We start from the raw sequence: 23,324 nt of genomic DNA on the forward strand, positions 1-23,324 counted from the left end.
ATACGGTCGCAGGAGGACGCGAACGTGAACGAGGAGGGAACCGTGACCGAGCCCGGCTACGCCGCCGACGGCACGAACGGGCAGCAGGCCGCGACCCCGGCCCGCGACGGCCAGCTGCTGGAACGCACCGTGTTCGAGGTCAAGCGCGTGATCGTCGGGCAGGACAGGCTGGTCGAGCGGCTGCTGGTGGGCCTGCTGGCCAAGGGGCACCTGCTGCTGGAAGGCGTGCCCGGCGTCGCGAAGACGCTGGCGGTGGAGACCATCGCGCGCGTGGTGGGCGGTTCGTTCTCGCGCGTGCAGTTCACCCCCGACCTCGTCCCCGCGGACATCCTCGGCACCCGGATCTACCGCCAGGGCAGCGAGAAGTTCGACGTCGAGCTCGGCCCCGTGGTGGCCAACTTCGTGCTGGCGGACGAGATCAACCGCGCCCCGGCCAAGGTGCAGTCGGCGATGCTCGAGGTGATGGCCGAGCGGCACGTCTCCATCGGCGGCAGGACGTTCCCGATGCCCGATCCGTTCCTGGTGCTGGCCACCCAGAACCCGATCGAGAACGAGGGCGTGTACCCGCTGCCGGAGGCCCAGCGCGACCGGTTCCTGTTCAAGATCGTCGTGGACTACCCGACGGCCGAGGAGGAGCGGGAGATCGTCTACCGGATGGGGGTCACCCCGCCGGAGCCGCACGAGGTGCTCAGCCCGGCCGAGCTGGTCCGGCTGCAGCAGGTCGCGTCCAACGTCTTCGTGCACCACGCGCTGGTCGACTACGTGGTCCGGCTCGTGCTGACCACCCGCACGCCCACCGAGCACGGCCTGACCGACGTCGCGGGCTGGGTCTCCTACGGGGCCTCGCCCCGCGCGAGCCTCGGCATCATCGCCGCGTCGCGGGCGCTCGCGCTCGTCCGCGGCCGTGACTACGTGCTCCCGCAGGACGTGGTGGACGTGGTGCCGGACGTGCTGCGGCACCGGCTGGTGCTGTCCTACGACGCGCTGGCGGACGCCGTCCCGCTGGACCACATCATCAACCGGGTCCTGCAGACGGTGCCGCTGCCGCAGGTCTCCGCCCGCCCGCAGGGCGGCCCGGGCCAGCCGGTTTCGATGGGGGCACCGGGGCGGTAAGTGACTGACAAGGACGAGACCCGGCCGTCGTGGGCCCCGCCGATCCTGCGGGGCGACCGGCTGGAGGCGGGCCTGCGCACGCTGGAGCTGGACGTGCGGCGCCGGCTGGACGGGCTGCTGCAGGGCAATCACCTCGGCCTGGTGCCGGGGCCCGGCTCCGAGCCGGGGGAGGCCCGGCCCTACCAGCCGGGCGACGACGTCCGCCGGATGGACTGGGCGGTCACCGCGCGCACGACGGTTCCGCACATCCGGGAGACGGTGGCCGACCGCGAGCTGGAGACGTGGGTGGCCGCGGACCTGTCCGCGAGCCTCGACTTCGGCACCGCGCTGTGCGAGAAACGGGATCTGGCGCTGTGCGCGGTCGCCGCCATCGCGTACCTCACCGGAGGCGGCGGCAACAGGCTGGGCGCGGTGCTGTCCAACGGCGCCGAGACGGTCCGGGTGCCCGCGCGCGGCGGCCGGGCACACGCCCGCGGGCTGCTGCGCAGGTTCGCGCAGCTGCCCCGCGCGGCCGAGGGCACCCGTGGCGACCTCGCCGCGATCATCGAGCAGTTGCGCCGCCCGCCGCGCCGGCGCGGGCTCGTCGTGGTGGTCTCGGATTTCCTCGGTGGCACCGAATGGCAGCGGCCGCTGCGCGCGCTGTCGGCCCGGCACGAGCTGATGGCGGTCGAGGTGCTCGACCCGCGCGACATCGACCTGCCCGAGGTCGGGACCGTGGTGCTCGCCGACCCGGAAACCGGTAAACAGCGCGAGGTGCATGCCTCGGCGTTGCTGCGCCGCGAATTCGCCGCGGCCGCGCAGGCGCATCGTGACGAGGTGGCCCGCGCGCTGCGCCAGGCCGGAGCCGCGCATCTGGTGCTGCGCACGGATTCGGACTGGATCGCCGACACCGTTCGTTTCGTGGTGGCCCGTAAGCGCCGCTGGTCTGGGGGAGCCGCGTGAGTCTGAGCGGGTTCAGCGCCCCGTGGTGGTTCCTGCTGCTGATCGTGGTCGCCGCCGTGGTGGTCGGCTACCTGCTGGTGCAGCGGGCCCGGCGCCGGCGCACGCTGCGGTTCGCCAACCTGGCCTTGCTGGACAAGGTCGCGCCGCGGGCGCAGGGCTGGCCGCGGCACGTGCCGCCGGTGCTGCTGATCGTGTCGCTCATCCTGCTCACGGTCGGCCTCGCCGGGCCGACGGCCGAGCAGAAGGTGCCGCGCAACCGGGCCACCGTGATGCTGGTGATCGACGTTTCGCTGTCGATGGAGGCCACCGACGTCCAGCCCACCCGGATCAAGGCGGCGCAGGACGCGGCCACTTCGTTCGCGCAGGCGCTCACCCCGGGCATCAACCTGGGCCTGGTGTCCTTCGCCGGCACCGCGACCGTGCTGGTCGCGCCTACCACAGAACGCCAGAGCGTGGTCACCGCGATCGACGGGCTCAAGCTCGCCCAGTCCACCGCCACCGGCGAGGGGATCTACGCGGCGCTGCAGTCGATCGAGGGGTTCTCCTCGGTCGTCGGCGGCGCCGACGGGCCACCGCCGGCGCGGATCGTGCTGATGAGCGACGGCAAGCAGACCGTGCCCGAGGATCTCTACGCTCCGCGCGGCGCGTTCACCGCGGCGCAGGAGGCGAAGAAGCAGCAGGTCCCGGTCTCCACGATCTCCTTCGGCACCAACCACGGCACGGTCACCATCGACGGCCGCGAGGTCCCGGTGGACGTCGACGACGGTTCGCTGCAGGAGGTCGCCCGGCTCTCCGGCGGCGACTTCTACCAGGCGGGTTCGGCCGAGCAGCTCAAGCAGGTCTACGAAGACCTCGGCGAGCAGATCGGCTACGAGCTCAAGGAGGCGGACGCGAGCAGGCCGTGGGTGGTGCTCGGCACGCTGTGCCTGATCGTCGCCGCCGGCAGTTCGCTGTTCATCGGCCAGCGGCTGCCCTGAGCGCGCCTTAGCCTGGGCGCATGGTCGAGGTCACGGCGTGGGAACGGATGCGCGGCTGGTCGGCGGACCTGCTGCGCCGGCGGACCGGCGAGGGCGTCGAGGAGTGGAACCGCCGCATTGCCGGCACCGGGATCGCCACCGAGGACGAGCTGCGTGCATGGCTGGCGGGCCGGGGCGTCACCGGATATGCGCAGATGCTGCTGGTGATGGAACGCTTCGGCTACCCGGATTTCCTGACCGCGGACGCGAGCGCGCTCGTGGAGCGCCAGTACGCCGATCGCCCGGCGCTGCGCCCGGTCTACGACAAGGTGGTCACGCTCGCCGCAGCGCTCGACGGGGTCGAGGTGGCTGCCCGTAAGACCTACGTCACGCTGTCCACGCCACGGCGCAAGTTCGCGGTGCTGAAGGCGACCACGAAAACCCGCGTGGATCTCGGCCTGCGCCTCGACGGCGTCGAACCGGCGGGCCGGCTGGAGTCGGCGAAGGTGCTCCGGGACGACGCGCTGACGGTCCGGATTCCCTTGCGGTTTCCCGAAGACGTCGATGAAGAGGTGGCAGGCTGGCTCGCCCGCGCCGCCGGGCTCAACCGCTGAAGTCGAACCCGTGCTGGCGCCAGGCCTCGTAGATCGCGATGGACGCGGTGTTGGCCAGATTCAGTGACCGCGAGCCCGGCCGCATCGGCAGCTTGACCCGGTCGGTCACTTCGGGCGCGTCCTGTACCTCGGCCGGCAGGCCCACCGACTCCGGCCCGAACATCAGCACGTCGCCCGGCTGGTAGGCCACGTCGGTGTACCACCGCTTCGCGCGCGCCGTGAACGCGTACACGTTCGCCGGCAACAGCGCCGCCCAGGCCGCGTCCAGGTCCTTGTGCACCCGGACGTGCGCGAGGTCGTGGTAGTCCAGGCCCGCGCGGCGCAGGTGCTTGTCCTCGAAGGCGAAGCCGAGCGGTTCGACGAGGTGCAGTTCCACCCCGGTGTTGGCCGACAACCGGATCGCGTTTCCCGTGTTGGGCGGGATCTCCGGCCGGTAAAAGAGGACCCGGAACATCCTTCTGCTCGTTTTCCCTTCGCGGAACGGACACTTCGACGGCAAAGTAGCCGACGACACCATCCCACCACAGGCGGATCTCGTCTGGTCGCGCCCCCGGAACGGGATACCAGGCAAGACAACTAGAGCAACGCGGCCAGCTTCTCGCGGACATCGTCCGGGGGCGCGGTCTTGGCCAGGTTCCCGGTGTCCACGAAGACGTAGCGGTTCGTGCCCGTAGTGACGAGCTCGTCGCCGCGCACGATCGTGAACGCGAGGATCAGCGAAGTCCGGCCGAGGTGCTCGATACCGACCTCCACGACCAGTTCGTCGTCGTAGCGGCTGGGCGCGCGGTAGGTCAGCTCCGACGCGGCCACCACTGTGTCCACGCCGCGGGCCCGCAGGTTCTCGTAGGAACCGAAGACCTCGCGGAAGAACTCCAGCGAACCCATGTCGAAGTACGCGAGGTAGTGCGCGTTGAACACGATGCCCTGCTGGTCGCATTCGTGGTAGCGAACCCGGATGGGCGCCCGCGCGATCGTCTTGGCCATCACGGCGACGATAGCGCGGAGATCAGCTCGGCGTTGCCGGGAACGCGGCCGAAGAACGCTTCGATGCTGCGCAGCGTCGCGTCGCCTCCTGCGCGGCCTCGGACAGCGCTCCGGTCGCGTCGGCGGCGAAGGCGACCTTGTAGTCACGCATGAAGGCGCTGCGCGCGGTCGATTCGCAGCACACGTCGGTGAGTGTGCCGGTGATGATCACGGTGTCCACGACGTGCGGGCCACGGATCGTGGTCAGCACACTGTGCAGTGGCGTGTTGTGGAAGGCGTCGTAGCGGTGCTTGTCGATGACCACCTCACCCGGCTCCGGCGCCAGCTCCTCGACGATCTCCGCGCCGTGGCTGCCCGCCCGCAGCCCGGCCGTGCGCAGCGCCGGGTTGCGGGCGGTTTCCAGCGGCGAGACGTCAAAAGAGTCGAACAACACATGCCGGGTGCAGAGCACCGGAACTCCCACGGCCCGGCACCGCGCCGCCACCTCCCGCATGGCGCCGATCCGCGCCCGCGCCATGGGCACCTCCATCGGGAAACCCCTGCGCACGAAGTCGTTCTGCATGTCGATCACCAGCAGCGCGCTGCGCCGCCGGTCCAGCTCCCACGGGCTCATCCGCCAGTTGTACCGCTACCGCCGGGTAGCGGTATGCGGGTGCGCGCAGGCCGCCGGCCAGCGGTTAACCTCAGCGCGAAAGCCATGCTGGACGAGCAGGAGGAGCAGGCACGTGGGACGGTCCGTACTGGTCACCGGAGGCAATCGCGGCATCGGGCTGGCGATCGCGCGGGGCCTGGCCGAGCAGGGGCACAGCGTGGCCGTCACGCACCGGGGCTCCGGGGCGCCCGAAGGACTGTTCGGCGTGCAGGCCGACGTCACCGACTCCGAGCAGATCGACGCCGCGTTCAAGCTGGTCGAGGAGCATCAGGGCCCGGTCGAGGTGCTGGTGTCCAACGCCGGGACGAACGACGACACGCTGCTGATGCGGATGAGCGAGGAACAGTTCACCAAGGTCGTGGACGCGAACCTGACCGGCGCCTACCGGGTCGCGAAGCGGGCTTCGCGCGGGATGCTGCGCGCCAAGTGGGGCCGGTTCGTTTTCATCTCGTCGGTGGTCGGGCTGTCCGGCAGCGCGGGCCAGACGAACTACGCCGCGAGCAAGGCCGGCCTCGTCGGCTTCGCCCGTTCGCTGGCGCGGGAACTGGGCTCGCGCAACATCACCGCGAACGTGGTGTCCCCTGGATTCGTCGTGACCGACATGACCGACGCGCTCACCGAGGGCCAGCGCAGCGCCACCCTCGCCCAGATCCCGGCCGGCCGCTACGGCGACCCGGCCGACATCGCCGCCGCGGTCGGCTTCCTCGCCTCCGACGCCGCAGGCTACGTCAACGGCGCGGTGCTGCCCGTCGACGGCGGCCTCGGCATGGGCCACTAGAAGATCGGACTGAAAATGATTTGCGTGGCGGTGCGGGTAGCGGAACCCGAGCTGGCCCCTGGCCCCGGGATCGCCTCATCATGAACCCGCGGCGGCGCGAGCTGACGGCCCACGGCAAGCGGCTCCGCCGCTTCGGAAATACAACTCGAATTTCCTGTTGATCCCTTTGCGAAAGGACTCGTTTTGCCCGGACTGCTCGAAGGTAAGCGGCTGCTGATCACGGGTGTCATCACCGACGCCTCGATCGCGTTCCACGCGGCCAAGGCCGCCCAGGAGCAGGGCGCCAAGGTGGTGCTCACCGGTTTCGGCAGGCTTTCGCTGGTGGAGCGGATCGCCAAGCGGCTGCCTGAGCCCGCCCCGGTGATCGAACTGGACGTGCAGAACCAGGAGCACCTGGACACCCTCGCCGACCGGGTCCGCGAGCACGTGGACGGGCTCGACGGGGTGCTGCACGCGATCGCGTTCGCCCCGCAGACCTGCCTCGGCGCGCCGTTCCTGGACGCCCCGAAGGAGGACGTCTCGGTGGCGGTGCAGGTGTCGGCGTACTCGTTCAAGTCGCTCGCGGTGGCGTGCCTGCCGCTGCTGTCGCGCGGGTCGTCGATCGTGGGGCTGGACTTCGACGCGCGGGTCGCGTGGCCGGCCTACAACTGGATGGGCGTGGCGAAGGCGGCGCTGGAGTCGGTCAACCGCTACCTGGCGCGTGAGCTCGGTCCCGAAGGCATCCGGGTCAACCTGGTTTCCGCGGGGCCGGTGAAGACGATGGCCGCCAAGTCCATCCCCGGTTTCGGGGAGCTGGAAGGCGGGTGGGGCGACCGCGCTCCGCTCGGCTGGGCCGCCGAGGACCCCACCGCGGTGGCGAAATCCATCTGCGCGGTGCTGTCGGACTGGCTGCCCGCGACCACGGGCTCGATGATCTGGGTCGACGGCGGGGTGCACGCGCTGGGCCTGTGAGCCCTAGCCTCGCCGTTGCCGGGGTGCGGCCCCGGGACGGCGTGGCGGCGGCCACAGCGGCAAGATGGAAACCGTGAGTTACGACGCGCTGCTGTGGTTGTCCTTCGGCGGGCCCGAAGGCCCCGACGAGGTCATACCGTTCCTCGAGAACGTGACCCGCGGGCGCGGGGTGCCGCCGGAACGGCTGGCCGAGGTCGCCGGGCATTACCGGCATTTCGGTGGCGTGTCGCCGATCAACCGGCTCAACCGCGAGGCGATCACCGCGGTGGAGAAGGAACTCGCGGCACAGGGCCTGGACCTGCCGGTGTATTTCGGCAACCGCAACTGGCGGCCGATGGTCGAGGACACCGTGGCGCGCATGGCCGCCGACGGCGTGCGGCGCGCGCTGGTCTTCCCGACGAGCGCCTACGGTGGGTACTCGGCGTGCCGGCAGTACGACGAGGACGTCGAGCGCGCCCGCGCGGCGGTGGGGCAGAACGCGCCGGAACTGGTGAAGCTGCGGCAGTTCTTCGACCACCCGCTGTTCGTGTCCGCCTTCGCCGACGCGGTCCGCGCGGCGCACAGGGAGCTGCCCGAAGCGCGGACGGTGTTCACGGCGCATTCGGTTCCGGTGAGCGCGGACGCCGCCGCCGGGCCGCCCGAAGAGGGGGGCCACCGGTACTCGCGCCAGATCGCCGAAGCCGCCCGGCTCGTCGCGCTCGAAGCGGGCGTGGCGGAGTACGACGTGGTATGGCAGTCCCGCTCCGGCCCGCCGCGGATCCCTTGGCTGGAGCCGGACATCGTGGACCACATCGACGCCCTGCACGCGGACGGTGTCGGCTCGGTGGTCGTGTGCCCGGTGGGTTTCGTGTCGGATCACCTGGAGGTGGTCTGGGACCTGGACAACGAGGCGGCCGAACGCTGCGGGGAGCTGGGCATGGGCTTCGCCCGCGCCGCGACCCCGAACAGCGACCCGCGCTTCGCGGAGCTGGTCGTGGAACTGGTGCGCGAGCACGTGACCGGCGCCCCGGCCCGGAAACTCTCCGGGTTCCCCGCCGCTGGCTGCACCGTCAACGGCGCGCCCTGCGCCGTGGGCTGCTGCGCCACCCCGGCCCGTCCTGGCCGCTAGCGCCCCGGCGGGAAGCGCTTACTGGGGCCGCTCGGCCTGGTCACTGAACAGTCGCACGGCCTCGTTCACGGCCGCGTAACGGGCGATGCGGACGGCGTTGCCCAGCGGGCGCAGGGCATCCGCGCGGAGCAGGGCCGCGGAGGCGGACACCGCGCCGCCCGGTTCGTCGGTTTCGGCCACGGCCAGGATCGCGCCGATCTCCTCCGCGCGCTGCAGCACGCGCAGGGCGCGGCCGGGCATCCCGGCGGGCCACTCCGGCCGGGGCCGCGCCCGCAGGAACGCCGAAAGCTCCGCCCGCACGCCGGGCCGGTCCTTCGCCACATCGAGCGCCTGCAACGCGCCGGCGGAATCACGGATCGCGTCGGTCAGGCCGTGTTCCGCATCCGCGATGCCGACGTACTCCGGGGTCGCCGAACTGTCCACTTTGTACACCTGCCAGCGGACGAGCCCTTCCGCGATCGGTTGCGGCACAAGGCCGAAACCCGCCTCCGGGAGCAGCATCGCCTCGCCCGCGCGCAGCGCCGCCTCGGTGAACGGCCCGCCACCACCGAGCCCGCGCACGTCGCCGGGCACCGGCAGCACGAGCTGGGCCGGACCGGCGCCGTTCGCCCGTAGCGAAGCGAGCAGTTGCACCGGCGTGCCGGGAAAGTCGCCCTCCAGCGGCAGGTCCAGCCCGACCGCGGATTCCGCGTCGGCGGCGACGACCTCATGGGCGTCACCCCAGGCCAGCAGGGCGTCGAGGACATCGTCCGGCGCCGCGGCACCGGAGAGCCACGCCGAAGTCCACACCGTCAAAGTCGCACTGGGACAGCACACGGCGATCCAGCGTACGGCAGTCCGCCGGACGGCGTACCGGCCCGGCCCCGACCTGGAGCTGCTCCACATCGACGAGCCGCTCCGCGATCAGTAGCGTCGTAAGGGTGAACCCCGTACCCGAACACCTGCCCCGCACGGCGGGGGAGCTGCGCGCGGCAGGGTACAAGCCGCGCGGGATCAAAACCGAAATCCACGACAACCTGCTCGCCGCGCTGCGGTCCGGCCGGGACCCGTGGCCGGGCATCGTCGGGTTCTCGCGCACGGTGCTGCCGCAGTTCGAGCGTGCCCTGCTGGCCGGGCACGACGTCGTGCTGCTCGGCGAGCGCGGCCAGGGCAAGACCCGCCTGCTGCGCACGCTGGCCGGCCTGCTCGACGAGTGGACCCCGGTGATCGAGGACAGCGAGCTGGCCGAGCACCCGCTGGAGCCGATCACCCCGGCGTCCATCCGGCGCGCGGCCGAACTGGGCGACGACCTGCCCGTCACGTGGCTGCACCGCAGCGAGCGCTACACCGAGAAGCTCGCCACCCCCGACACCAGCGTGGGTGACCTGATCGGTGACGTCGACCCGGTGAAGGTGGCCGAGGGCCGCAGCCTCGGCGACCCGGAGACCATCCACTTCGGACTCGTGCCGAGGGCGCACCGCGGCATCGTCGCGATCAACGAGCTGCCCGACCTCGCCGAGCGCATCCAGGTGGCGCTGCTCAACGTGATGGAGGAGCGCGACATCCAGGTCCGCGGCTACACGCTGCGGCTGCCGCTGGACGTGCTCATGGTGGCCACCGCCAACCCCGAGGACTACACCAACCGCGGCCGGATCATCACCCCGCTCAAGGACCGCTTCGGCGCGGAGATCCGCACGCACTACCCGCTCGACGTCGCCGCCGAGGTGGACGTGGTGCGCCAGGAGGCGCAGCTGGTCGCCGAGGTCGGCGAGCCGCTGCTGGAGGTGCTGGCCCGGTTCGTCCGGAACCTGCGCGAGTCCACGGTGATCGACCAGCGTTCCGGCGTGTCCGCCCGGTTCGCGGTGGCGGCGGCGGAGACCGTCGCGGCGGCCGCGTTGCGCCGCTCGGCGCTGACCGGCGAGGAGCCCGCGGTCGCGCGCCCGGTCGATCTCGACGCGGTGCCGGCCGTGCTGCGCGGCAAGATCGAGTTCGAGCCCGGCGAGGAGGGCCGCGAGCAGGAGCACCTCGTGCACCTGCTGCGCCGCGCGGTGGCCGAGACGGCACGGGCCCGCTTCGGCGGGCTGAACCTGCGCCCGCTGGTCGAGGCCGTCGCGGACGGGCACCTCGTGGCCACCGGCGAGAAGGTGCCGGGTGCCGACGTGCTCTCGGCTCTGCCGGAGCTGCCGGTGCTGCACGAGGTCGCCGTCCGCGCCGGGGTGTCGGCGGAAGACCCGCCGGGCCGGATAGCCGCGGCGGTCGAGCTGGCGCTGGAGTCGCTGTACCTGGCGCGGCAGCTGGCCAAGGACACCGACGACGCGACGACGGTGTACGGGCCGTGACTGCCGTCCCCGAGGGCTATTCGTACGGTCCGTGGCACGACGGGCCGGACCCGCTCGCGCCGCCGATCGACCTGCGTGACGCGCTCGACGAGATCGGCCAGGACGTCATGGGCGGTTCGTCGCCGCGCTCGGCGCTGGAGGAGCTGCTGCGCCGGGGCACCCGCGAGACGTCCGGGCTCGACGAGCTGACCCGCCGCGTGTGGCAGCGGCGTTCGGAAATCCAGCGCCGCAACAACCTCGACGGCACGCTGCGGGAAGTGCAGCGGCTGCTGAGCGAGGCGCTGGACGCCGAGCGCCGGGCGCTGTTCCCGGACCCGTCGGACGACGCGCGCCTGCAGGAGGCCGAGCTCGACGCGCTGCCGCCGGGTACGGCCGCGGCGGTGCAGGAGCTGGCCGAGTACCAGTGGCGGTCCGAACAGGGCCGCGAGAACTACGAGAAGATCCAGGACCTGCTCGGCCGGGAGATGCTGGAATCCCGGTTCGAGGGCATGAAGGAGGCCCTGCAGAACACCAGCCCGGAGGACGTCGAGCGCGTCAACCAGATGCTCTCGGACCTCAACGCGCTGCTGGACGCCCACGCGCGGGACTTCGACGACATCGACGAGCGGTTCGCCGAGTTCATGCGGCGCCACGGCGAGTTCTTCCCGGAGAACCCGCAGAACGTCGAGGAACTCATCGACGCGCTGGCGGCCCGCGCCGCCGCCGCGCAACGCATGATGAACTCGATGAGCGAGGAGCAGCGGGCCGAGCTGGCCGGGCTCGCGCAGCAGGCCTTCGGCGATCCCCGGATAGCGCAGCAACTGTCCGATTTGGACTCTCAGCTGCGCGCGCTGAGGCCGGGGGAGGACTGGACGTCCTCGGGCCGGTTCCGCGGGAAGAACCCGCTGGGGCTCGGCGAAGGCGCGCAGGCGATGCAGGACCTGGCCGAACTCGACGCGCTGGCCGAGGAGCTCGCGCAGTCCTATCCGGGCGCCCGCCTGGAGGACATCGACATGGACGCGCTCGAACGCCAGCTCGGGCCGGACGCCGGGGTGGACGCGCGCCGGCTGACCGAGCTGGAACGGGAACTGCGCAGGCAGGGCCTGTTCGAACGGGCGCCGGACGGATCGCTTCGGTTGTCTCCCAAGGCGTTGCGGCGCCTCGGCGAGACGGTGCTGGCGGACGTGGTGAACTCGCTGCGCGGCAAGACGGGCGAGCGGGAACAGGAGTCGGCAGGGGCGGCCGGAGAGCCGACCGGGTCGAGCAGGCCGTGGCAGTTCGGCGACACGCAGCCGTGGGAGGTGTCGCGCACGGTGCGCAACGCAGTCCTGCGGACGGCTTCCGCGGGCGGCGGCCGGGTGCGCCTGGACGTGTCCGATGTGGAGGTCGTGGAGACCGAGCACCGGTCGCGGGCCGCGGTGGCGCTGCTGGTGGACACGTCGTGGTCGATGGTCCAGGAGGACCGCTGGCTGCCGATGAAGCGCACCGCGCTGGCGCTGCACCAGCTGATCACCACCCGGTTCCGCAACGACGCGCTGCAGCTGATCACCTTCGGCCGCTACGCGCAATCCGTCGAACTGGAGGAGCTGATCGGCCTGGAAGGCGTGTGGGAGCAGGGCACGAACGCCCACCACGCGCTGCTGCTCGCGGGACGGCATCTGCGGCGGCATCCGGACGCGCAGCCGGTGGTGCTGATGGTGACCGACGGCGAGCCGACGGCGCACCTGGAGCCGGACGGGGAGGCTGTCTTCGACTACCCGCCACAGCCGCAGACGCTGTACAAGACAGTGTCCGAAGTGGACCGTCTGGCGAAGCTGGGCGCTTCGGTCAGCGTGTTCCGGCTCGGCGACGACCCGCGCCTGGAGTCCTTTGTGGACCTCATCGCGCGTCGTTCCGGCGGCCGGGTGGTGGCGCCGGACATCGACGGGCTCGGCGCCGCCGTGGTGGGCGACTACCTCCGGACAAGGCGCCGCTAGCGCGGTTCGTGGTGGGCACTGTGTTTCGGCGGACAAGGCGCCGTTAGGGCGGTTCGTGGTGGGCACTGTGTTCCGGCGGACAAGGCGCCGTTAGCGCGGCCGCACGGAGATCCGCGCGCCCCGGCCGGGCACCATGGTGATGTGCCGGGGCCGCGGGCCCTCCGGCCGCGACCGGTCGGGCGAGAGGTGGAAGCGCGAGAGCACGGCCTGCAGCACGATCGTGGCCTCCAGCAAGGAGAATCCCGCGCCGAGGCAGCGGCGCACGCCGCCGCCGAAGGGGAACCACGTGCCGGTGCCCGGCCCGCCGTTCTCCAGGAACCGTTCGGGCCGGAACAGCTTCGGCGAGGGGTGGTTCTCCGCGTCCCCATGCACCATGGCGATCGAGGGCATCACGGTGTAGCCGGCGGGGATGCGGTAGCCGCCCAGCTCGATGTCCTCGGTCAGCCGCCGCGCCACCTCCGAGATCACCGGGTGCAGCCGCATGGCCTCCTTCGCCACGGCCTCCAGGTACTTCTCGTCCTCGTTGTCGGCGGCTTCCAGCGCGGCGCCGTGGCGCACCGGGTCGCGGGCGAGTTCGTGGAAGGACCAGGCGAGCGTGGTCGCGGTGGTCTCGTGCCCGGCGAGCAGCAGGGTGACCAGCTGATCGCGCAGCTCGGCGTCGGTGAGGTGATCGTCCTCGGCCGGCACGGTCAGCAGGCGCGAAAGCACGTCGCTGCGCTCGGCGAGGTCGGGCGCGGTGCGCCGCTCGGCGATCTCGGCGTAGATCAGCTCGTCGATCCGCTCCTGCGTCTGCGCCGAACGCTTCCACAGCCCGTACTTGCGCAGCTTTTCGTTGTGCCAGCCCAGAATGTCGAGCACGCCGATGTCGACCGCCCTGGTCAGCAGGCGGCGCAGCTCGTCCAGCCGCGGGCCTTCGGCGACGCCGAACACCACCCGCAGGATGATCTCCAGGGTCAGCGCCTGCATCCGCGCGTGCGAGCTGAACACCCGCCCGGTGGGCCAGCGGCTCACTTCCTGCTCGGCCAATTCGGTGATCATGCCGCGGTAGCCGCGCAGCGCCGAGCCGTGGAAAGCGGGCATCAGCAGCTTGCGGGCGCGCAGGTGCACGTCCTCGTCGGTGAGCAGCACGGAATGCTCACCCATGATCGGTTTGAGCACGATGTTGCCCTCGCCGGCATGGAAGGTGGTGACGGGACCGTTGAACACGGTCTTGATGTGATCGAGGTTCGCCAGCTGCACCACGTGCCGTTCGGGGTAGAGGTACAGCTTGATCACGTCGCCGTAGCGCCGCCGCAGCACGGGCATCAGCACGTGGCGGAAGTTGCCGAACAGCAGGGTCTGCAGCCCGGGCGGCAGGCGCGGGCCCGGTGGCAGCGGAGCGGTCGTGCTCGTGCGGGGCAGCGCATCGGCGGTCGTCATCCCGGAGCCTCCTCGGCCGGTGAGCTGGATGGGTCCTGTTGCCGATCCGGCCAAAAGCAGGCGGGCACAAGCGTGCGGTAACCACTTTGCGCGCCGGTTCCGCCGTGGCTGTGGCCGGATCGGCAACCGAAGATAATGTATACGCGCGTGTAAGAGCGGTGTCCAGTTGCTAGCCTCATCGGGTGGGTCATCGGGAAGAGCTGCTCGCCGCCGCGCGCCGCCTGCTGGAGGACAAGGGCTACGCGCACATCACGGCGCGCGACCTGGTCGCGGCCTCCGGGACGAACCTGCACTCCATCGGCTACCACTTCGGCTCCAAGGCCGGGCTGCTCAACGCGGCGATCGGGCAGGTTTTCGAGGAGTGGACCGACACCCTGGCCTCGATCGCGATGGCCGATCCTCGCGCCACCCCGGTCGAACGCGGCCGCCGCGCGTGGGCCGCGATGCTCGACAACCTGCCGGCGACGCGGAACCTGCTGCTGTCCTATGTGGAGGCTCTCGCGCAGGCCGAGCGGACGGTCTCACTGCGCGAGCAGTTCGCCGAGCAGTACCGGCGGTGCCGCCAGAAGGTGGCGACGCTCGTCGCCGAGACCATCGACGGTGACATCCCGGCCGACGACCCGCGCTGCCTGGCCGTGGCCAGCTTCGTCATCGCGATCTGCGACGGGCTTTCGGTGCAGTGGCTGCTCGACCCCGCGGGCGCGCCGACCTCGGAGGAGCTGACCTCCGGGCTCGAGGCGATGTGGTCGGCGTCCTTCGCCCGATGATCACCCGATCGGTCGGTAGTCCCGTTGTCGAAGGGCTGTCCCGGCGATGGTGACTTAGCGTTCCGAGCGTGATTCGGATTATGCAGCGCGTAACGGTCTTGGCCGTCCTGGCGCTCGGAGCTGTGGCTGTGCCCGCGGTCGCGGAGGCCACGCAGCCGGCGACGCTGGCCGGTTTCGACATCAGCGAGTCGCAGGGAATGCCGGACTTCGCCGCCGCCAAGGCCGCCGGCGCGTCGTTCGCGTTCGTCAAGGACACCGCGGGCGTCGGCTACGTCAATCCGAACTACCTCGCGCAGTTCCGCGCGGTCAAGGCCGCCGGGCTGATCCGCGGCTCGTACCACTACGCCCGCCCGGACAAGTCCAGCGGCGCCGCGCAGGCCGCGTACCTGCACGACCACGACGGGAAATGGTTCTCCGACGGGATGAGCCTGCCCCCGGCGCTCGACTTGGAGAACACCCCGGGCGCCGCGCCGTGCTACGCGCTTTCGCCGCAGGACATGGTCAACTGGATCCGCGATTTCAGTACCACGCTGAAGGCGCGCACCGGGCACAACCCGATCATCTACACCACCGCGCTGTGGTGGAAGACGTGCACCGCGAACAGCACCGCGTTCTCCCGTGACCACGTGCTCTGGCTGGCCCGCTACAACGCCGCCATGGGCGAAGTGCCCGGTGGCTGGAGCGCGGCGTTCTGGCAGTCCGGGGTGACCGGACCGCTGCCGGGCAACCAGGACTCCTACTTCGGCACCCTCGCCCAGCTCAAAGGTCTGACCACAGGCTGAGCAGCGGATTCCCACCGGCCGGGACCGCCGTCCCGTGCGGGACATAGGGTTGGGGCATGCAGACTTGGTCATCGGTCACCCTGCCCCGAGTACCGGGAACCCCGCGTCCGCTGCGGTTGTTCGACACCTCGGCGGGGCAGGTGCGGCCCACGGCTCCGGGGCACACCGCGCGGATGTACGTCTGTGGCATCACCCCGTACGACGCCACGCATCTCGGGCACGCTGCCACCTATCTCGCGTTCGATCTCGTGAACCGGCTGTGGCGCGACAACGGGCACGACGTGCATTACGTGCAGAACGTCACCGACATCGACGAGCCGCTGCTGGAGCGCGCGCAGCGCGACCAGGACGACTGGATCGTGCTGGGGCTGCGCGAGACGGCGCTGTTCCGCGAGGACATGGAGGCGCTGCGGGTGATCCCGCCGCGGCAGTTCGTCGGCGCGGTGGAGAGCGTTCCCGAGATCGTCGAAGTGATCGCGAAGCTGCTGGCCTCCGGTGCCGCCTACCGCGCCGAAGACCCGGAGTACCCGGACATCTACTTCGACCGCTCGGCCACCGGCCGGTTCGGCTACGAGTCGAACTACGACCACGAGACGATGGCGAAGTTCTTCGCCGAGCGCGGCGGCGACCCGGACCGCGCGGGCAAACGCGACCCGCTGGACGCGCTGCTGTGGCGGATGGCGCGTCCCGGTGAGCCGTCGTGGGAGTCGGAACTGGGCGCCGGCCGTCCCGGCTGGCACATCGAGTGCAGCGCGATCGCGGTGAACCGGCTCGGCATGTCCTTCGACGTGCAGGGCGGCGGTTCGGACCTGATCTTCCCGCATCACGAGTACAGCGCCGCGCACGCCGAGGCACTCGCGGACTCGTATCCGTTCGCGCGGCATTACGTGCACGCCGGGATGATCGGCCTCGACGGCGAGAAGATGTCGAAATCGCGCGGAAACCTGGTGTTCGTCTCGCGGCTGCGGGCAGACGGGGTGGACGCCGGCGCGATCCGGCTGGCGTTGTTCGCCGGGCACTACCGAGAAGACAGGGTGTGGACCCGGGATCTGCTGACCGCGGCCGAGGCGCAGCTTGCCCGCTGGCGCGAGGCCGTCTCGCTGGCCGCCGCTCCGGCTGCCGAGGATGTGGTGGCGCGGCTGCGGGATCACCTCGCCGACGACCTGGACACCCCGAGGGCGCTGGCCGCGATCGACGGCTGGGTCGAGGAAGCCTTGCGTGGCAACGGAACCGACGCCGAGGCCCCCGGATTGGTGCGCACTGCTGTCGATGCGCTGCTGGGCATCGAACTGTAAGCGCGCGGGCGGGCGATGAGTTCCGGCCGGTCCGCGAGTCTGTTCCGGTGACCGTTCCCGGAAACCTGGAGGACACCATGACGGATCGCCCGCCCATCGTCGATCTGGCCACCTGGCAGGCCGCTCGCGACGAGCTTCTGGTCCGCGAGAAGGCGCACACCCGCGAGGGCGACGCTATCGCCGCGGCCCGCCGCCGGCTGCCGATGGTGGAGTTCGACGGGAAGGTCGAAGTCGTCGGCGCGGGCGGCCCGGTCCCGTTCCTGGACCTGTTCCAGGGCCGCGGCGAACTCGTGGTCTACAAGCACATGTGGTACGACGGCGCGCCGCACCAGGGGCAGTGCGAGGGCTGCACCACCACGGCCTGGCACCTGAAGGACGCCGTCTACCTCAACGCCCGCGGCGTCTCGCTCGCCATCCTGACCACGGGCCCGTGGGACGAGGTGGCCCGCTACGTCGAGTTCATGGGCTACACCGTGCCCTGGTACTCGGTGCGCGGGGTGGACGGGCCGGCCGGCGGCCCCATGGGTTACCTCACCAGCTACCTGCGCGACGGCGACCGTGTGTTCCTTACGTATTCCACGACGGGTCGCGGCAACGAGCGCGTCAACGCGTCGTCGGGCCTGCTCGACATGACGCCCTACGGACGTGGCGAGGCTTGGGAAGACAAGCCCGAGGGCTGGCCAGAGGGCGGCGCGGCGTGCTGGTCCTGGCGCTCGGACGCGGAGGGGAATGCGACCTGGGGCCCGACCAGCCGGCCCGTGCCGCAGTGGACCCGTCCCGGCGCGGTTCCCGTGGAGACTCTGGGGCGGCACGACCATCACTAAGTAGTTCGCCTGCGTTTAGCACCTGACGGCTTTGTGTTCGTTCAGCCGGGGCGATCGCTCTGATATTACTAAGCAATGCGTACTAAAATCCTGGCTGCGGCGCTGGGTATGGCGGGGCCGGCCGCCTACGGGGTGCTGACCGGCGATCTCGTGTCCGGGACGCTCGGCGCGCTCGGGGCGCTCGCCGTCAGCGGGGTTTCGCAGCCGAGGATGCTCGGGCTGACCGCGGTGACCGCCACCGCCGCGGCGTATGTCGGCAGCTATCTGGCGGGGCGCGGCTGGGTGATGGTGGCGGGCGTGGTCGTGGTGGTGGCCGTCGTGTCGAGCCTGACGGGTTTCAGCCGCGCGTCGATCGAGATCGCGACCCGGGCCCTCACCTTTCTCGTCATCACCACCGGGCTGTCGTTCGACAGCGTCGAGGTGGTCGAACGGTTCGCGCCGGGCGCCGGATGGGCCGTGATCGTGACACTCGTGCTCGTGGCGGCCGACGCGCCGTTGCCGAAGCCGAGGATCCGGTTGTGGTGGAAATCCTTGCGGCGGTGGAAAAGCTGGCAATACCCGATCCGCCTCACCGGCTGTATCGCTCTCGCCGAGGTACTCGGTCAGCTGTGGCAGCAGCCGAAGGGCTACTGGATCGCCGTCACCGTGGCGATCGTGGTGCGCCCCCGGCTCGATGGGGCGCTACGCCGGGCTTCGGAACGTGCGCTGGGCACGGCCGCCGGGGTGCTCGTCGGTTCGGTGACCCTGCTGTGGGTGCCTTCGTCGTGGTGGCTGGTGCTGACGGTGGGCGTGCTCGCCGGGTTGCGGCCGTTCCTGCGGGACCGGTGGTACGCGTTGTATGCGATGACCATGACGCCGCTGGTCGTGCTGCTGATGGACTTCGGCCACGTCACGACGTGGTCGACGATCGGGTACCGGCTCGCCGACACGGTGGCCGGGTGCGCGATCGCGCTGGTTGCGGGGTATCTGCCGTGGTGTGGGGTTGGGCGGGGGTGAACGGGGGCCGTGCGCGTCGGCGGGCGGGCCCCCGGAGTCTCTTCCCAGCCACCCACTTGAGGTGAGCCGAGCTACGGGTCCCCGTTCATCCTGGAGCCAGCCCGCCCGGCGAGGGTAATCCTTTGATCTTTGAGGGAGGGGTGTGGACGTGGGGTGCTCGCGTTCGCATCGCCGGGCGGCGGCTGGGCGCGCCCTTGACAGCGGGCCGGTGACACGTAACTCTGAAAGAAATCTTTCGAAAGGATCCTTTCAGAGTTTGGGGGAGCCGTGGCCGAACTGCCACCCCGTCGCCGGGTCCGGGACGCGGAGTTGATGAAGGCGCTGGCGCATCCGCTGCGCTCAGCCCTGCTGGGCTACCTGCTGTCCGTCGGACCGCGCACCGCCAGTGACTGTGCGACGGCCGTGGACTCGTCCGCGTCGAACTGCAGCTGGCATCTGCGCCAGCTCGCGCAGTGGGGCCTCGTGGAGCGCGTCGAGGGGACTGACGGGCGCGAGCGGCCCTGGCGTGCGAACGACGTCGGGCTGGACTTCGGGGATCTCGACGAAGGGGCCGAGCGGCTGGCATTGGCCGGGACTTGGCTCCGTGAAGCCGAAACTCTCGCCCAGCGGTTCATCGACAGCTCCGACGTCATCGAGCCCGAGTGGCGCACCAGCGCCGCGATGAACACCTACGCGCTCCGCGTGACCACGGCTGAGCTGGAAGAACTCAACGCCGCGGTCGACGCGCTCGTACGCCCGTACACCGGAACCATCCGCAAGGACGCCCCACCCGAAGCCAAGGTGGTGCACGCGGACTGGCGGTCCTTCCTGCGCATCGACGCCGACGGGCGGCCCAGCTCATGAACTCGCTGCTGAGACAACGTGCCTTCGCCCGGCTGTGGGCGGCCGGCTTGTTCGCCGAGAGCGCCGAGTGGATGCTGCAGGTGGCTTTGCCGGTGTTCATCTACCAGGCGACCGGCTCGGTCACCTCGACCGCGTTGACCATGGTCGCCGGCGTGCTGCCGGTCGTGCTGGCCAGCCCGCTCGCCGGGATGATCGCCGACCGTTACGACCGCCGCGTCGTGCTCTGCGCGGTCTGCTTCGTCCAAGCCCTCGTGTCGGTGCCGCTGTTGTGGACAGGTGGGGCGTGGATCTACTTCGTGATGGCCGCGCAGTCGGCGTTGGCGTCGCTGTTCGAACCCGCGCGCAATGCGCTCGTGCCCGCGCTTGTCGGCCCGGAGCAGGTGACCGCGGCGAACGGGCTGATGGGGATGAACAGCAGTGTCGCGCGGCTGGCGGGTAGTTCGCTGGGCGGAGTGGTGCTCGGGTTCGCCGGGCTGGGCTGGGTGATCGGGGTCTACCTGTCGTTGCTGGTGGTGGCCGCGCTGTTGCTGCTGCCGCGCTTCACCGTCACGACGCCGCCCACCGGGCCGGTGCGCTGGCTCGACGGGCTCACCGAAATCGCCCGCAGCCCGCGGTTGCGCAGGACGGCGGCGGTCGCGGCGCTGACGTCGGTCTCGCAGGGGATGTTCCTGGTGCTGTTCGTCGTCTTCGTGACCGGTCCACTCGGCGGTGGTGAGGCGGAAGTCGGTGTGCTGCGCGGAGTTCAGGCCATCGGCGGGTTCGCGGCCGGCGTCGCGGTGGCCACGGTCGCGCGGCGGGTGGCGCCGGGGCGGCTGCTCGGCTGGGGCACCGTGGCGCTGGGGCTGGTTTCGGCGCTGATCTGGAACACCCCGTACGTCACCACGGCCTCCGGTGTCTACATTGGACTGTTCGTGGTCGTGGGCGCGCCGGCGGTCGTGCTGGCCTCCGGGCTGTTCTCGGTGATCCAGCAGGAGTCCGCGCGCGTCGGGGGAGTGTCGGCGGCGTTCTTCGCCGGGATGGCCGCCTTCCAGGCCGCCGGGATGCTGGCCGCCGGAGCGCTGGCGGTGCACGGAATTTCCGCGTTGCTCGACGTGCAAGCCGCCGTGCACGTGCTCGCCGGGACGGTCGCGCTGCTCGGGCTGCGGCGACGGATGGTTACGGTTGAGGCGTGCCCAGTCTCTACGCCACCAGTGACCTCCACGTGACCCACCAGGGCAACGGCCCGATTCTCGACCAGGTCCGCCCCGCCTCGCCGGACGACTGGCTGCTCGTCGCGGGCGACGTCGCCGAGAAGGTCGGCGCGATCGTCGAAACACTCGCCACGCTGCGGGAACGCTTCGCCCGCGTGGTGTGGGTGCCCGGCAATCACGAACTGTGGACCACCGGCCGGGACGAGACCGAGCTGCGCGGCGAAGCGCGCTACCGGCACCTCGTCGAGCGATGCCGGGAGCTCGACGTGCTGACCCCGGAGGACGAGTATCCGGTCTGGGAGCACGCCGCCCGCCCGCTCACGATCGCGCCGATGTTCCTGCTCTACGACTACAGCTGGCGTACCCCGCGGGCCGACGGTGCCACGTTGGCGGAAGCGCTCGACCAGGCGCGCGAGGCCGGGGTCGTGTGCACGGACGAGTACTTCCTCCACCCCGACCCGCACCCCAGCCGTCAGGACTGGTGCGCGCAGCGCGTCGCGTATACCGAGCAGCGGCTCGCCGCGATCCCCCAAGACCACGGCACGATCCTGATGTCGCACTGGCCACTGCACCGCCATCCGACCGCGCCGCTGTACTGGCCGGAGTTCGCGATGTGGTGTGGCACAACGCGAACGGCGGACTGGCATGTGCGTTACCGCGCGGAGGTCGCGGTGTTCGGGCACCTGCACATCCCGCGCACCACGCACGCCGACGGGGTGCGCTTCGAGGAGGTCTCGCTGGGCTACCCGCGCGAATGGCGCAAGCGGGCCCGCGGGCCGGTGCCGCTACGGAAGATTCTTTGACCGCACCGCCGCGAGCGGCGCGGCCAGTACCAGCACCATCGCCGGGACGACGAACCCGAGCATCGCGTCGTGCCGGTACAGCCCGGTAAACACCGCGGGCGAGAGCGACATCCCGAGGAACCGCAACGACGTGACCACCGAGATCGCCCCGCCGCTACCGTCGGCCAGCGCCAGCGCGTTGACCCCGACCAGGATCAGCTGACCACAGATCCCGGCCACCGCCCACGCGGCGACGACCACCGGCAGCGAACCGAACACCCCGATCGCCGCGATCGCGACCGCACCGGCGGCCAGGCCGGCGCCGATCGCGATCCGCGGCCCGAAGCGGTCGGCCACCCCGCCGGACAGCCGCGCCGTCGCGAAGCCCGCCGCGCCGTAGGCCGTCAGCGCCAGGCCCCGCATACCGGGGCTGAGCCCGAACAGGTCGTCCAGCCGGAAGGCCACCAGGAACGGCAGCCCGGCCAGCGCAGCCCACGCCAGGAAGACCATCGCACCGGACCACAGCACCGTCGGCCGCCACGCGTCGCGCAACCGCGGCCGGGCCTCGAGCGGCTCGTCGGCCGGCAGCGGGCTCGCCGTCAGCACCGCCGCCACCGCGGCGATACCGGCGAAGGCCCAGCGCCACGAACCTTCGGCCGCCAGCCCACCGACCAGCGGCGCCGAAGTCTGGCCGATCGCCTGCATCGCGCCATAGGTGCCCAGCGCGCGGCCCAAGCGCTCCTTCGGCGTGATCGCCGCGAGCTTGGTCATCAGCAGCGGCGTGGTGAACGCGTTGCAGACACCCTGCAGGCCACGGCTCGCCTGGAACAGCCAGAACCACGGCGCCACCACGGCCAGCAGCGCGACCACCACGTATCCCGCGTACGCGAACCGGATGGTGCGCGCCAGTCCCCACCGTTCGCCCAGCGTCCCGGACACCAGCATGACCAGTGCGAACGGCAGCAGGTATGCCGTGAGCGAGGACGCCGCCGCCGACTGCGAGACCCCGAAGGTCTCGCTGAGCTCGGGCAGCATCGACGACACCACGCCGGCGCCGAAGGGACCGAGCAGACCGCCCACGTACAGAGCGGCCCGCGAGATCATCGGGCAGCGGGCCCGGGACCTTCCTGTCCGGGCCGGCGGCGGCGCAGGTAGCGCTCGAACTCGGCGGCGATCTTGTCCCCGCTGGACTCGTCCACCGACATCTCGACCTCCGCGTCACCCCGCTCTTCCAGGGTGCGCACGTAGTCGCTGATCTCCTCGTCCTCCTCGGCCATCTCGCTGACCGTGCGCTGCCACTCCTCGGCCTGCTCCGGCAACGCGCCGAGCGGCACCTCGACGTCGAGCACGTCCTCCAGCTTGTGCAGCAGCGCGAGGGTGGCCTTCGGCGACGGCGGGTGCGACACGTAGTGCGGCACCGCCGCCCAGATGGAGATCGCCGGGATCCCGGCCTGCACGCAGAAGTCCTGGAAGATGCCGACGATGCCGGTCGGCCCCTGGTAGCGGCTGCGCTCCAGGCCGAACTGCTCCGCCGCCTCCGCGTCGTACGCCGTGCCGGTGACCGGCACCGGGCGGGTGTGCGCGGTGTCGGCCAGGAGCGCGCCGAGGGTGACCACGGTGGCCACGTCGAACTGCTCGATGTGCTCCAGCAGCTCCTGGCAGAACGCGCGCCAGCGCATGTTCGGCTCGGGGCCCTGGACCAGCACCACGTCCCGGTCGTAGCCGGGCGGGCGGCAGATGGACAGCCTCGTCGTCGGCCACTCGACCCGCCGCGTCACGCCGTCCACCATCCGCACGGTGGGGCGGCTGACCTGGAAGTCGTAGTAGTCGTCGGGGCTCAGTTCCGCCAGTGGCTTGGCATCCCAGCTGAGTTCGAGGTGTTCCAGGGCGGTGCTGGCCGCGTCACCAGCGTCGTTCCACCCTTCGAAGGCACAGACCAGCACTGGGCGCGTCGGCTCGTCCGCGTCTTCGCTCGCGTGCTGGGGCTGCTGGATCGCGTCGGCTGGGTCACTCACCGCACCAGCCTACGACCCACCGGCCCGCCCCGAGACCGTA

At 71.1% G+C, this 23,324-nt stretch carries 24 protein-coding genes; 17 read left to right on the top strand and 7 right to left on the bottom strand.

The window, feature by feature from the left end; all coding sequences use genetic code 11:
- The first annotated feature begins 42 nt into the window (after nt 1–42).
- From VHD82_RS15420 to VHD82_RS15435, 4 genes are read left to right on the top strand one after another with little or no spacing between them, the layout of a single operon-like run.
- Complete coding sequence (locus VHD82_RS15420; protein ID WP_325703349.1) at nt 43–1,113, top strand: MoxR family ATPase; 1,071 nt, start codon at nt 43–45, stop codon at nt 1,111–1,113.
- On the top strand, nt 1,114–2,055 hold the full coding sequence (locus VHD82_RS15425) for a DUF58 domain-containing protein (protein ID WP_325703207.1): 942 nt from the start codon (nt 1,114–1,116) through the stop codon (nt 2,053–2,055).
- Nucleotides 2,052–3,032 carry a VWA domain-containing protein gene (locus tag VHD82_RS15430; protein WP_325703209.1) on the top strand — a complete coding sequence of 327 codons (981 nt, stop codon included), beginning with the start codon at nt 2,052–2,054 and terminating at the stop codon, nt 3,030–3,032. The genes VHD82_RS15425 and VHD82_RS15430 overlap by 4 nt, the downstream gene beginning before the upstream one ends.
- Before the next feature lie 20 nt (nt 3,033–3,052).
- Nucleotides 3,053–3,625, top strand: a complete 573-nt coding sequence (locus VHD82_RS15435; protein WP_325703212.1) for a DUF5655 domain-containing protein — start codon at nt 3,053–3,055, stop codon at nt 3,623–3,625.
- Here VHD82_RS15435 and VHD82_RS15440 read toward each other — a convergent pair.
- From VHD82_RS15440 to VHD82_RS15450, 3 genes are all read right to left on the bottom strand, one after another.
- Nucleotides 3,615–4,079: a tRNA (cytidine(34)-2'-O)-methyltransferase gene (locus VHD82_RS15440; protein ID WP_325703214.1), complete on the bottom strand. Its 465-nt coding sequence runs from the start codon at nt 4,077–4,079 to the stop codon at nt 3,615–3,617. The genes VHD82_RS15435 and VHD82_RS15440 overlap by 11 nt on opposite strands.
- Nucleotides 4,080–4,201: 122 nt before the next feature.
- Nucleotides 4,202–4,609, bottom strand: a complete 408-nt coding sequence (locus VHD82_RS15445) for a thioesterase family protein (RefSeq protein ID WP_325703217.1) — start codon at nt 4,607–4,609, stop codon at nt 4,202–4,204.
- 22 nt (nt 4,610–4,631) lie between these two features.
- The gene (locus VHD82_RS15450; protein ID WP_325703220.1) at nt 4,632–5,222 is read right to left on the bottom strand and encodes an isochorismatase family cysteine hydrolase; all 591 of its coding nucleotides are present in this window, start codon (nt 5,220–5,222) and stop codon (nt 4,632–4,634) included.
- Between the two features lie 112 nt (nt 5,223–5,334).
- Between VHD82_RS15450 and fabG the strand changes: the two genes are divergently transcribed.
- The 3 genes from fabG (at nt 5,335) to VHD82_RS15465 (ending at nt 8,098) form a co-directional block, all read left to right on the top strand.
- Nucleotides 5,335–6,039, top strand: a complete 705-nt coding sequence (gene fabG, locus VHD82_RS15455) for a 3-oxoacyl-ACP reductase FabG (protein WP_325703223.1) — start codon at nt 5,335–5,337, stop codon at nt 6,037–6,039.
- Nucleotides 6,040–6,222: 183 nt separating this feature from the next.
- Nucleotides 6,223–6,990: an enoyl-ACP reductase FabI gene (fabI, locus tag VHD82_RS15460; RefSeq protein WP_325703226.1), complete on the top strand. Its 768-nt coding sequence runs from the start codon at nt 6,223–6,225 to the stop codon at nt 6,988–6,990.
- Nucleotides 6,991–7,063: 73 nt separating this feature from the next.
- A complete protein-coding gene (locus VHD82_RS15465) occupies nt 7,064–8,098 on the top strand; it encodes a ferrochelatase (protein WP_325703352.1) in 1,035 nt (344 codons plus the stop codon).
- 18 nt (nt 8,099–8,116) lie between these two features.
- Here VHD82_RS15465 and VHD82_RS15470 read toward each other — a convergent pair whose 3' ends face one another.
- Nucleotides 8,117–8,914 (bottom strand): hypothetical protein, encoded by a 798-nt coding sequence (locus VHD82_RS15470; RefSeq protein WP_325703229.1) that lies wholly within the window; start codon nt 8,912–8,914, stop codon nt 8,117–8,119.
- A 104-nt stretch (nt 8,915–9,018) separates the two neighbouring features.
- Here VHD82_RS15470 and VHD82_RS15475 point away from each other — a divergent pair, with 104 nt between their 5' ends.
- Nucleotides 9,019–10,416, top strand: coding sequence for a sigma 54-interacting transcriptional regulator (locus VHD82_RS15475; protein ID WP_325703232.1), 1,398 nt, complete (start codon nt 9,019–9,021; stop codon nt 10,414–10,416).
- The gene (locus VHD82_RS15480; RefSeq protein ID WP_325703235.1) at nt 10,413–12,371 is read left to right on the top strand and encodes a VWA domain-containing protein; all 1,959 of its coding nucleotides are present in this window, start codon (nt 10,413–10,415) and stop codon (nt 12,369–12,371) included. The genes VHD82_RS15475 and VHD82_RS15480 overlap by 4 nt, the downstream gene beginning before the upstream one ends.
- Nucleotides 12,372–12,461: 90 nt before the next feature.
- On the opposite strand, the gene VHD82_RS15485 is transcribed toward VHD82_RS15480, so the two are convergent.
- Entirely contained in the window at nt 12,462–13,790 is a 1,329-nt protein-coding gene (locus tag VHD82_RS15485; RefSeq protein WP_325703238.1) for a cytochrome P450, read from the bottom strand.
- A gap of 182 nt (nt 13,791–13,972) precedes the next feature.
- Between VHD82_RS15485 and VHD82_RS15490 the strand changes: the two genes are divergently transcribed.
- From VHD82_RS15490 to VHD82_RS15525, 8 genes are all read left to right on the top strand, one after another.
- Nucleotides 13,973–14,557, top strand: a complete 585-nt coding sequence (locus VHD82_RS15490; RefSeq protein WP_325703241.1) for a TetR/AcrR family transcriptional regulator — start codon at nt 13,973–13,975, stop codon at nt 14,555–14,557.
- Nucleotides 14,558–14,679: 122 nt separating this feature from the next.
- The gene (locus VHD82_RS15495; protein WP_325703244.1) at nt 14,680–15,339 is read left to right on the top strand and encodes a GH25 family lysozyme; all 660 of its coding nucleotides are present in this window, start codon (nt 14,680–14,682) and stop codon (nt 15,337–15,339) included.
- Nucleotides 15,340–15,395: 56 nt separating this feature from the next.
- Nucleotides 15,396–16,634: a cysteine--1-D-myo-inosityl 2-amino-2-deoxy-alpha-D-glucopyranoside ligase gene (mshC, locus tag VHD82_RS15500; protein WP_325703247.1), complete on the top strand. Its 1,239-nt coding sequence runs from the start codon at nt 15,396–15,398 to the stop codon at nt 16,632–16,634.
- Nucleotides 16,635–16,711: 77 nt separating this feature from the next.
- Nucleotides 16,712–17,458, top strand: coding sequence for a DUF899 family protein (locus VHD82_RS15505; RefSeq protein WP_325703355.1), 747 nt, complete (start codon nt 16,712–16,714; stop codon nt 17,456–17,458).
- 75 nt (nt 17,459–17,533) lie between these two features.
- Entirely contained in the window at nt 17,534–18,454 is a 921-nt protein-coding gene (locus VHD82_RS15510; RefSeq protein WP_325703250.1) for an FUSC family protein, read from the top strand.
- A gap of 267 nt (nt 18,455–18,721) precedes the next feature.
- Nucleotides 18,722–19,297: an ArsR/SmtB family transcription factor gene (locus VHD82_RS15515; protein ID WP_325703253.1), complete on the top strand. Its 576-nt coding sequence runs from the start codon at nt 18,722–18,724 to the stop codon at nt 19,295–19,297.
- Nucleotides 19,294–20,502, top strand: coding sequence for an MFS transporter (locus tag VHD82_RS15520; protein WP_325703256.1), 1,209 nt, complete (start codon nt 19,294–19,296; stop codon nt 20,500–20,502). Before VHD82_RS15515 ends, VHD82_RS15520 begins: the two co-directional genes overlap by 4 nt.
- A complete protein-coding gene (locus VHD82_RS15525) occupies nt 20,466–21,290 on the top strand; it encodes a metallophosphoesterase (RefSeq protein ID WP_325703259.1) in 825 nt (274 codons plus the stop codon). The genes VHD82_RS15520 and VHD82_RS15525 overlap by 37 nt, the downstream gene beginning before the upstream one ends.
- On the opposite strand, the gene VHD82_RS15530 is transcribed toward VHD82_RS15525, so the two are convergent.
- Nucleotides 21,273–22,373, bottom strand: coding sequence for an MFS transporter (locus VHD82_RS15530; protein ID WP_325703262.1), 1,101 nt, complete (start codon nt 22,371–22,373; stop codon nt 21,273–21,275). The two genes, VHD82_RS15525 and VHD82_RS15530, sit on opposite strands and share 18 nt — an antisense overlap.
- Entirely contained in the window at nt 22,370–23,284 is a 915-nt protein-coding gene (locus tag VHD82_RS15535; protein ID WP_414637518.1) for a PAC2 family protein, read from the bottom strand. The genes VHD82_RS15530 and VHD82_RS15535 overlap by 4 nt, the downstream gene beginning before the upstream one ends.
- Between the last annotated feature and the right edge of the window lie 40 nt (nt 23,285–23,324).

The organism is Amycolatopsis sp., from assembly GCF_035546795.1.
Lineage (GTDB): Bacteria > Actinomycetota > Actinomycetes > Mycobacteriales > Pseudonocardiaceae > Amycolatopsis_E.